The organism is Neobacillus sp. C211 (genome assembly GCF_051842875.1).
In the GTDB taxonomy this organism is placed as follows: domain Bacteria; phylum Bacillota; class Bacilli; order Bacillales; family Cytobacillaceae; genus Neobacillus.
In genome coordinates this window covers 1-9389 of sequence record NZ_JBPXRO010000062.1, presented here as the reverse complement: position 1 = coordinate 9389, position 9389 = coordinate 1, and the positions used below count along the sequence as shown (strand labels likewise).

Sequence of the window (9389 nt, the reverse complement as noted above, 5' to 3'; positions counted from 1 at the left end):
GCTTCTCAGCGCCGATGGTAGTTGGGACACGCGTCCCTGTGAGAGTAGGACGTTGCCAGGCATTTCAAGGACAACCTGTAAAGGTTGTCTTTTTTTGTGTTCGAGATAATAACTGGAGGGTGGTTCACATAATATACACTCGAACTCTCTATAGAGACAGAATTATTTGATAATATGAAAAAAGTATATTAACCTCAAACATGTTGCAAAATACCAATAATGAAAATTTAGGAGTTGGCATGTTTGGGAAAAAAGGGGACTCAAATTCCGGTTAAGGAAAAGTTTGAGGATAATATAGAATACTTAATAAAAGAATTACGAATCGGAAAAAGCTTTGATGTGATTCACAGGCCGTTGGAATACGGAGGACTCCGGTTCGGGATGTTTTTAATAGATGGGTTCGCTTCAGCTAATCTCTTACTTTTAATTATGAAGGAGATCGAGAAACGGAAACCAGAGGATTTTGGAAATAGTCCAATTGACAAGCTTTTTAAAACCTTTATTCCTCATGTAGAGGTGAATACATCAGATGATTTAGAGGAAGTTATAGCCCAAATTCTTGCAGGACAAACTGCAGTAGTAGTAGAAGGCGGTAAACAAGTAATCCTGATTGATTCACGTGAATATCCAATCCGTTCTCCTCAGGAACCAGATATTGAACGTGTTGTACGGGGACCCCGCGATGGCTTTGTTGAAACGATTGTATTTAACTTAGCTTTAATTCGCAGGCGTGTACGGGATCGATCCCTTATAATGGAATACGTCCAAGTAGGAAAGCGATCTAAAACAGATATTGCATTAGTATACATAGATAGCATTGCTGACCCTGATAATGTAAAAATGTTAAGAAATGAACTTGAAAAAATATCCATAGATGGGATTCCAATGGCGGAAAAAACGATTGAAGAATTTGTATTTGGCCGAAATTATAATCCATATCCATTAGTTCGATACACAGAAAGATCAGATACAAGTGCCGTTCATTTAATGGAAGGTCATGTATTAATAGTGGTGGATGGGTCACCAAGTGTAATGATTTGTCCAGCAACCTATTGGCATCACTTGCAGCATGCTGAGGAATATCGTCAAAAGCCGGTAATTGGGATTTTTTTACGATGGGCACGATTTATCGCTGTGTTATCCTCCTTATTTCTCATACCACTTTGGTACACTTATGCGACCAATGAACAATTACTCTCAGATCGATGGAAGTTTATCGGTGTAGAAGATCAAGGGGAGATTGGTTTAATCTGGCAATTTATAATTGCTGAAGTCGGAATTGAAATTTTGCGAATGGCAGCTATACATACTCCCAATGCCCTTGCAACTGCGTTAGGTATCGTTTCTGCAATAATCATTGGAGATGTAGCTGTAGAGGTAGGGATTTTTACTCATGAGGTCGTCCTATATGTGGCAGTTGCTGCCATTGGAACGTTTGCCACACCAAGTTATGAGTTAAGCCTTGCCAATCGACTATTTCGGGTTTTCTTTTTAATCATGGTTGCTTTATTTAAAGTTCCAGGGTTAATCATAGGAATCACGTTATGGATCATGCTCCTTGTTGTAACAAAGAGCATGAATACACCATTTTTGTATCCGTTTATTCCATTTAATCCACGAGATTTTCGGATAATGCTCTCTCGGACGCCAATTCCGCTTAATAATACAAGGGCTGCGATCCTAAGGCCACAAGATAAAACAAGGCAATAAAAATAAAGTCTATCAAATTTGATAGACTTTTGAGCTGTTTCAGATTTAATTACTTATATTAAATTAGTTTAAACCCACTAATCAAAATCATCACTGCCATAATAGTCCTTAGAGGTTTTGCTGGTAATTTAGAGGATAAGGTGCTTCCTAAAATGACACCAGGGATCGACCCCATTAAAAGGTTAAACACTAATAGATAATCAACATTGCCGATTCCTGCGTGCATAATCCCTGCAGCGGAGACTAATAAAAAGGCATGAGCGATATCGGTTCCGACCAATTCTGGAGTTTTCAATCTGTACAAGTAAATCATAGCTAATGCAAACAATGAACCAGATCCTATCGATGTCAAGCCTACAATAAAACCTAATATAGCACCAATCAGAATGGTTAAGCCCCGTTTTTCGTGGATCGGCTTCTTTTGAAAATGATTCCATTCTAATTTATTTTTCATAAATGTTTTAAACAAGGTAGTCAATGCTACCAATATTAAAACGTAACCCAATGCGTGTTTAATCACCACTTCTTGGTTATGAAAAAAAGAATCAAATAAATGGAGAACGCCTACTGCACAGATCGCACTTGGAATACTCCCAATCGCTAGATACTTTACTAACTTGAAATTTATTGTCTTCTGCCTCCAATGTTGAATTGAACCAAAAAGTTTAGTTATGGAGTTATAAACAAGATCAGTACCTACCGCAATTGAAGGGCTGATACCTAATAAAATTAAAATTGGAGTCAACAAAGCGGCCCCTCCAACACCTGTTAATCCGACCATAAAACCGATTAAAAGACCCATTACAATAATCCCCATGCTCATTACACGCACACCCCGAATATCTAATCTAATGTTGATTTATAACATTAAAATATGAAAGAGTTAGATACCTGTGACATGAATGGTATGCCCAAAAAAAAAGTGGACCCAGTTTGGAGTCCACCTAAATCATTATTTATCTTTTTCTTCTTCATTCAAATTTATTTTTTTACATCCGACATATAAACAAGAGAAAATATCTAATCCAGGCCGAGCCTTAGCTAATCCTTTTATATAAGGTGTGACTAAATCCTTAAAATCCGCTCCGACTTCTATCTCTTCTAAAATTCCATAAACATAAAGCTTTTTTTCATCAAATAGAAGAGCTACGTTTCCTATTGCTTTGTTATTTCCATCCACCACATTTAATACCTGAAACTGCGGTGTGATTACCTCAGGAGAAAAATAAATTTGCAATGACATCTACTCCTTTTTATCTAGCCCCATTGTCAAGTAAACTCTCCTAACCGGACCTTTTTCAATTTTATGTGAAGGATAATTTTTCAAACAATGAATCACTTTCTTCTGAAGGCTCCTTTTTAGCAACATGTATGAGAATCATGGAAAGCAATCCACATAACAATGTTAAACCTGCTGTAGATAAGAACATCCCTGAACGGGACCATTCCATTAATGCCCCAAAAATAGGTGGACCAATGGCAACACCTAAAAATCTAACGGATCCATATAGGGAGGTAACGAATCCACGCCGGTCTGCCGGTACGGAACCAGTAATAAAGCTATTAATACAAGGAAGAACGAGACCAGTTCCAATACTGCTTATGACTAAGACAGCAAAAAATGGAAGTAAATTTGTAAAGAAGACCAATGATGCAAAGGAAGCAGTCATTAATAAACAGCCGATGACAATTAATCTTTTCATTACTTTCATTTTTTTTCCGATATTACTGCCTGTAAAATAGGAGGTTGTTGTCATAAATAAAAGGGGGATCGCTAAAATTGCACCTTTTAGTAAACCATCAATCTGATGATCTTTCTCGAGAATATCGGATATATAAAACAAAATCCCAAATAGTGTAAAAAGGCAGGAGGCACCTGTGAAATATGCTGCAAATAACCAGCGTCCTTCTGTTTTAAAAACTGATACAAGACCCTTCACATATTTTCCCAAAGGAGGAGGTTCTTTTTCTGCATTTTTTTCCTTGATAAAAAAGATGGTGAAGAGAACTGACATCGCACAAAAAATCGGGAAGGCAAAAAATGCAGCATACCAAAACAGAAGTGCTAGAAGCGAACCGATAATTGGGCTTATAACCTTTCCGAATCCATTCGATGCTTCCACTAAGCCTAAAACCTTACTTTGTTCGCCACCCTTAAATAAATCGCCTGCCAATGCCATGGCAATTGGAGCCGTACCAGCAGCACCAATCCCTTGTAAAACTCTCCCTGCAAGTATCCATGTATACGGATTGGAGAACCAGGCTGCTGCAGCACCAGCTAAAAGACCTCCGCTGCCATACACGATAAGAGCTGGGATAATAATTGCTTTTCGTGAAAAACGGTCAGATAAATATCCTAAAACAGGTATAGATATTGCCGCTGCAATCGAAAATACTGAGATAATTAAGCTAGTCTGAAATTGAGTAATATTTAGTTCTGATTTCATTTTTGGAAGAATTGGGATTAACATTGAGTTTCCTAACACCAAAATAAGTGGGATTGAACCGATTGCAGTAATCGTCAAGCCTTTATGCTTTTGCTTCGGCAATGTATGTACACCCCTAACTGTGAAATTAAGCCCTATTATTGTTTGGAATAGGACAGCAGTTTATGCAATCGCAATTGCCTAATTCTTAGGAATAATGCCCATTATATACACATTCACCCATTTTTTGAATAATCTATCCTAGAAAAATAGAGGAGGCGCATTCCCTATGAGTTTTTTAACCATTCCCGAAAGGACTTCAGGAATTAGATCATACGGTCTAACTTCTGTGATCGATACGGGAACCCCGATGGGAGAATTAAAGAATATCTTAGCTGATTATGGCAGCTTTATTGATATAGCTAAGATCGGGATTGGTTCAGCTTATGTAACGCCAAACATAAAGGAAAAGGTTCGGCTTTACAAGGAATATCATATTAGGACTTATTGTGGCGGTACATTATTTGAAAAATGCTTTTACCAAAAAAAAATTCCTGAATATTTATCCTTTTTACAGGATTTAGGGATTGAATGGCTCGAAATATCTAATGGGACACTAGATATCCCAATAAATGAACGCCTCCGTTTAATTTCACAATTAAAAAATGACTTTCATATCATCGCAGAAGTCGGTTCCAAGGATCCTAATCAAGAAATGTCTATCTGTGGATGGAAAGAAGAGATAATGCTCTTCTTAGAAGCAGGTTGTGAATATGTGATTACAGAAGGCAGGGATTCTGGAACTTCAGGTATTTATGAAAAATGCGGTGATATTAAATCTGATTTAATTCAAGAGTTGGTCAGAGGTATTGACAGCAAAAAAATCATCTTTGAAGCACCATCGGCAAAACATCAAATGTATTTTATTAAAGAAATTGGACCCAATGTCAATTTAGGAAATGTGAAAATACGAGATGTATTAATATTAGAAGCGCAACGCTGTGGTCTAAGAAGTGAAACATTTTTTTTGGAGGGAAATGAATGCAAATAACGCTAATCAGACATCTTCCCACAGAATGGAATAAAAAAACCTGGCTGCAAGGCAGGAGAGATATAGAACTATCCCCATTAACAGATGAATTATATTTAGGAATAGCAGAGAATAAGCAGCGGCTGAAAAAATTAGCACCATTTGAACTTGTTTTGGCCAGCACCCTAAAACGAACTCATCAAACAGCTCAGCTATATGGCCACGCATGCCAAACAGAGGGTTTATTAGATGAATTAGATTTTGGTCCATTTGAAGGGCGTCCAAAGGAAGAACTTTTCGAGAAATATCGTGAGCTTTGGATTAATAATCCAAAAGATCTTGTGTTAGGAGAAAGTATTAAGAATTTAGAAGAAAGGGTTGTTTTGTTTATCGAAAAATATAAGAAGTTGTCCAATATTTTAGTGTTCGGCCATGGATCGTGGATTAGGGCAATGATTTCTTATTCGCAGTTTGGCGATGTTAATCACATGAATAAAATAATTGTCGAAAACAATGCCTGTATTACACTAGCAATGAATTCCAATCTTCGAGGATAGAAAGTCGAGGTGACCTTAATTGTCTGATCTGTTGACGTATGAAAATTGGGATGAAAAAAAGGTAGGTACCCTTTTGGACCATCCTCGCGATTTTCTAGATATTTTAAAATGGGCATACCAAAATTATGGAGAGAGAATAGTCTATTCGTGCAGCTTTGGCGCAGAGGGAATTGTATTAATCGATTTAATTCATAAAGTAAATAAAAATGCGAAAATTATTTCCCTCGATACCGGCCTCCACTTTCCAGAAACTTATCAATTAATTGAGGAAGTCAGGAACAGGTACCCATCGCTGCAAATCGAGCTTATTAAACCTAGGATATCGTTGGATGAACAAACCAAATGGTATGGAGACGAATTGTGGCAGAGTAACCCCAATCTGTGCTGTCATTTAAGAAAGGTGGTTCCTCTAAAGGAAGCATTACAGGATGTTGAAGCATGGATCTCAGGTCTAAGGCGAGATCAATCCATCATAAGGAGTAACACCCAATATATAAATAAGGATGAAAAATTTAAGAAAATAAAGATTTGTCCCCTTATTCACTGGTCATGGGAAGACATTATGACTTATATCCATCTAAATCATTTACCCTACAATCCATTACACGATAAAGGTTACCCAAGTATTGGCTGTGCTCCCTGTACAAAGCCTGTCGCAGATTCAAGAGACTCTCGTTCCGGACGGTGGGCTGGTAAATCGAAAACTGAATGCGGACTCCATGAAGCATAAATAGGCCACAAAGGCAAATTCAAGAGGTTAGGGAGGGAGTAAAATGAGTGAAAGTGTCCCCCATGGGGGTGAATTGGTAAATAGTATTAACCTAAATACTCCAATTGATTACACTCGTAACTATATAGAATTAGGTAATTTAGAATTAAGTGATTTAGAGTTAATTGCAAATGGAGCCTATAGTCCGCTAACTGGGTTTATGGGTCTATCTGACTATAATTCAGTAGTTAGTAATATGAGGCTGATCAATGGACTTCCGTGGTCGTTACCGATTACATTATCTATCAACAAAGATAAAGCGAAGGAACTTAAAACCGGTGAGATGATCAATCTAATCCAAAATGGCACTGTGTATGGTGTAATGGAGGTGAAGGAATTATTTATCCCTGATAAAAAGTTTGAAGCTGAGATGGTATACAGAACAACCGATATTCATCACCCAGGGGTTAAAAGACTGTTAGAACGACCGGAGATCTATCTCGGAGGTCCCATTACCCTGATAAAAAGACCTGAGAAAAGTAAGTTTGAAAGCTATTATTTGGACCCCATCCAAACAAGGAAGCAGTTTAGGAGATTCGGTTGGAATACGGTAGTTGGTTTCCAAACTCGAAATCCCGTGCACCGGGCCCATGAATATATACAAAAAACAGCATTAGAGACTGTCGATGGGCTTTTCTTAAATCCGTTGATGGGTGAGACCAAATCGGATGATATTCCTGGTGAAATCCGTATGAAAAGCTATCAAGTCTTAATAGAAAATTATTACCCGAAAGATCGGGTGTTCCTTTCTGTTTTTCCTGCCGCGATGAGATATGCTGGGCCTAGGGAAGCAATCTTTCATGCCATCGTCCGGAAAAATTTTGGGTGTACTCATTTTATAGTAGGGAGAGATCATGCCGGAGTAGGAAACTATTATGGAACATATGATGCCCAAAAAATATTTAGTCACTTCACTGACGAAGAACTCGGCATTAAACCGCTCTTTTTTGAACATAGCTTTTATTGTAAAAAATGTGAAAACATGGCCTCTGAAAAAACATGCCCACATGATTCAAAGCAACACGTAATTTTATCAGGTACAAAAGTTAGAGGTATGTTAAAAAACGGGGAACAGCCGCCAAAGGAATTTAGCCGGCCTGAAGTGGTTGAAATTCTAATCCAAGGAATGAAAGAAGCCTACTTAGATGAAACCCGCCGTTTGGAGACCCCTTAAAGCGAACCATTTGTAGAAAATAAAGGGGTGATGAAATGGGAAATAGTAAGAATATTATTTGGCATCAGTCAACGGTAAAAAAAACAGATCGCTACCTATTAAATGGGCATAAAAGCTGTGTATTGTGGTTTACAGGTTTATCTGGATCAGGAAAATCTACCTTGGCTAATGCTGTTGATCATGCTTTGTATCAACAAAATATTAGGAGCTATGTTTTGGACGGTGATAATATTCGCCACGGGCTAAATAGTGATTTAAGTTTTGGGATTGAGGACAGGAGAGAAAACATTCGGAGAATCGGGGAAGTGGCAAAACTGTTTGTTGACAGCGGCCTGATTGTTTCTTCTGCATTTATTTCTCCATTTCTTGATGATAGGCAGCTTGTTCGAAATATGTTTGAACCCCGCGAATTTATTGAAATATTTTTGAATTGTCCTATCAATATCTGTGAAGACCGGGACCCAAAAGGTCTATATAAAAAAGCAAGAAAAGGAGAAATCCCTGACTTTACGGGAATATCCTCTCCGTATGAGGTGCCAAATGATCCAGAAATCATGATTGAAACTGATACAATGACACTTGATCAATCAGTTGAAAAAATTATAGCCTATTTAAAGGAAGAGAAGATTCTTTAGGGATCTTCTTATCTTTTTCTCCAATTCGTCGTTAGGAATCTTATTTTTTGTAATTTTAATTCAAAAATAAAATCAATGATATTCGTTGAAAAGAATTGGCAAATAACTGCGAAAATAACAATTTTATAATCAATCACAAGGGCGGTTAATAAAAAAATCAAAAAGTTTATTCCCATCATTACTTTTCCTGGACTCCATTTCTTATAGGAAGCGATCATTAATGCAGGAATGACCATTCCACCGCTGGATGCCCCCGCTCGAATCAATAATCCTACACCAATACCAAAGAAAACACTTCCACATAGTATATCCACCATGATATGGATATGAAGATGTGGAACTAGGGCTGTTAGAAAAGTTACTGTCGTGGAGGTAATAGCAACCGAAAGAATCGTTCGAATAGTCCAGGTGTATCCAAAATACTTTAAAGCGAAAAGTAGAAAAACAATATTAGATAACCACAAAGAGAAACCAAGAGATAAATGAAACCAGTGATTGACCAAGATCGCAAGTCCTGCTGCCCCGCCCGAAGGGATGGAGTGAGGAAATAAAAACAAGGACATCGACATGCCCTGAAGGGTAGCCCCAAATAAAATGCAGAAATAGGTTAAATAAGTTCTTTTCATAGTTTAAAGAAATAAACCATATCAATTGTATTTTTCAATTCCACATAAATACCTCCTCAGGACTATTACTCCTTGTCCATTTTATGAGAAGAAAAAAAGGAATATGTAGAATGTTTTTTCAACGTGATAATATCAAGATAAAAGATGCTAAATAGATTAGAAAATATTATCTACTGAATGCTACACACTCGGATGGTATTATAAGAAAGTTCCTTCGCGAGCAAGTTAAAACGTTATTGATAAAAAATAAATTGTTGACGATGTTGGCAAGGACATGTTATAGTATCTTTCTTGTCACTTTTAAAAACTAGTAATCTAGTAGTGATAATTGTAGCAAGAAGAAATAGTTTTGTTCTTTGAAAACTAAATAAACAAAGACGTGTAAACAAACAATAACTATTAGCTTCATTTGTTGAAGCTAAGCCAACGTAACAAAATGAGCGAATCAACTTTCTTGGAGAG

11 protein-coding genes are annotated in these 9389 nt (G+C 37.3%); 6 read left to right on the top strand and 5 right to left on the bottom strand.

What is annotated here, in order from left to right; translation table 11 throughout:
* Positions 1-243: 243 nt before the first annotated feature.
* Complete coding sequence (locus ACSU6B_RS28495) at positions 244-1710, top strand: spore germination protein (RefSeq protein WP_410889806.1); 1467 nt, start codon at positions 244-246, stop codon at positions 1708-1710.
* Positions 1711-1768: 58 nt separating this feature from the next.
* On the opposite strand, the gene ACSU6B_RS28490 is transcribed toward ACSU6B_RS28495, so the two are convergent.
* The 3 genes from ACSU6B_RS28490 to ACSU6B_RS28480 all read right to left on the bottom strand — a co-directional run bounded on the left by ACSU6B_RS28490 (position 1769) and on the right by ACSU6B_RS28480 (position 4259).
* Positions 1769-2533 carry a sulfite exporter TauE/SafE family protein gene (locus ACSU6B_RS28490; RefSeq protein WP_410889804.1) on the bottom strand — a complete coding sequence of 255 codons (765 nt, stop codon included), beginning with the start codon at positions 2531-2533 and terminating at the stop codon, positions 1769-1771.
* Positions 2534-2662: 129 nt separating this feature from the next.
* Entirely contained in the window at positions 2663-2953 is a 291-nt protein-coding gene (locus ACSU6B_RS28485) for a hypothetical protein (RefSeq protein ID WP_308162597.1), read from the bottom strand.
* A gap of 61 nt (positions 2954-3014) precedes the next feature.
* Entirely contained in the window at positions 3015-4259 is a 1245-nt protein-coding gene (locus ACSU6B_RS28480) for an MFS transporter (protein WP_410889802.1), read from the bottom strand.
* Positions 4260-4425: 166 nt separating this feature from the next.
* Here ACSU6B_RS28480 and ACSU6B_RS28475 point away from each other — a divergent pair, with 166 nt between their 5' ends.
* From ACSU6B_RS28475 to cysC, 5 genes are read left to right on the top strand one after another with little or no spacing between them, the layout of a single operon-like run.
* The gene (locus ACSU6B_RS28475) at positions 4426-5187 is read left to right on the top strand and encodes a phosphosulfolactate synthase (protein ID WP_410889800.1); all 762 of its coding nucleotides are present in this window, start codon (positions 4426-4428) and stop codon (positions 5185-5187) included.
* Entirely contained in the window at positions 5178-5723 is a 546-nt protein-coding gene (locus ACSU6B_RS28470; RefSeq protein WP_410889798.1) for a histidine phosphatase family protein, read from the top strand. The genes ACSU6B_RS28475 and ACSU6B_RS28470 overlap by 10 nt, the downstream gene beginning before the upstream one ends.
* A 28-nt stretch (positions 5724-5751) precedes the next feature.
* Entirely contained in the window at positions 5752-6453 is a 702-nt protein-coding gene (locus ACSU6B_RS28465; RefSeq protein ID WP_410889808.1) for a phosphoadenylyl-sulfate reductase, read from the top strand.
* Between the two features lie 43 nt (positions 6454-6496).
* The gene (gene sat, locus ACSU6B_RS28460; RefSeq protein ID WP_410889796.1) at positions 6497-7666 is read left to right on the top strand and encodes a sulfate adenylyltransferase; all 1170 of its coding nucleotides are present in this window, start codon (positions 6497-6499) and stop codon (positions 7664-7666) included.
* A 35-nt stretch (positions 7667-7701) separates the two neighbouring features.
* A complete protein-coding gene (cysC, locus tag ACSU6B_RS28455; protein WP_410889794.1) occupies positions 7702-8301 on the top strand; it encodes an adenylyl-sulfate kinase in 600 nt (199 codons plus the stop codon).
* An 8-nt stretch (positions 8302-8309) separates the two neighbouring features.
* Here cysC and ACSU6B_RS28450 read toward each other — a convergent pair whose 3' ends face one another.
* Together ACSU6B_RS28450 and ACSU6B_RS28445 are read right to left on the bottom strand one after the other, a co-directional pair.
* Positions 8310-8927: a YitT family protein gene (locus ACSU6B_RS28450; RefSeq protein WP_168244158.1), complete on the bottom strand. Its 618-nt coding sequence runs from the start codon at positions 8925-8927 to the stop codon at positions 8310-8312.
* Between the two features lie 233 nt (positions 8928-9160).
* Positions 9161-9389, bottom strand: a 229-nt coding sequence (locus ACSU6B_RS28445; protein WP_410889792.1) for a hypothetical protein, incomplete at its 5' end; no start/stop codon positions are given.

Coding starts and splice junctions, on each gene's coding strand:
- ACSU6B_RS28490 (WP_410889804.1), bottom strand. CDS start 2,533: ATGAGCATGGGGATTATTGTAATGGGTCTTTTAATCGGTTTTATGGTC.
- ACSU6B_RS28485 (WP_308162597.1), bottom strand. CDS start 2,953: ATGTCATTGCAAATTTATTTTTCTCCTGAGGTAATCACACCGCAGTTT.
- ACSU6B_RS28475 (WP_410889800.1), top strand. CDS start 4,426: ATGAGTTTTTTAACCATTCCCGAAAGGACTTCAGGAATTAGATCATAC.
- ACSU6B_RS28470 (WP_410889798.1), top strand. CDS start 5,178: ATGCAAATAACGCTAATCAGACATCTTCCCACAGAATGGAATAAAAAA.
- sat (WP_410889796.1), top strand. CDS start 6,497: ATGAGTGAAAGTGTCCCCCATGGGGGTGAATTGGTAAATAGTATTAAC.
- cysC (WP_410889794.1), top strand. CDS start 7,702: ATGGGAAATAGTAAGAATATTATTTGGCATCAGTCAACGGTAAAAAAA.
- ACSU6B_RS28450 (WP_168244158.1), bottom strand. CDS start 8,927: ATGAAAAGAACTTATTTAACCTATTTCTGCATTTTATTTGGGGCTACC.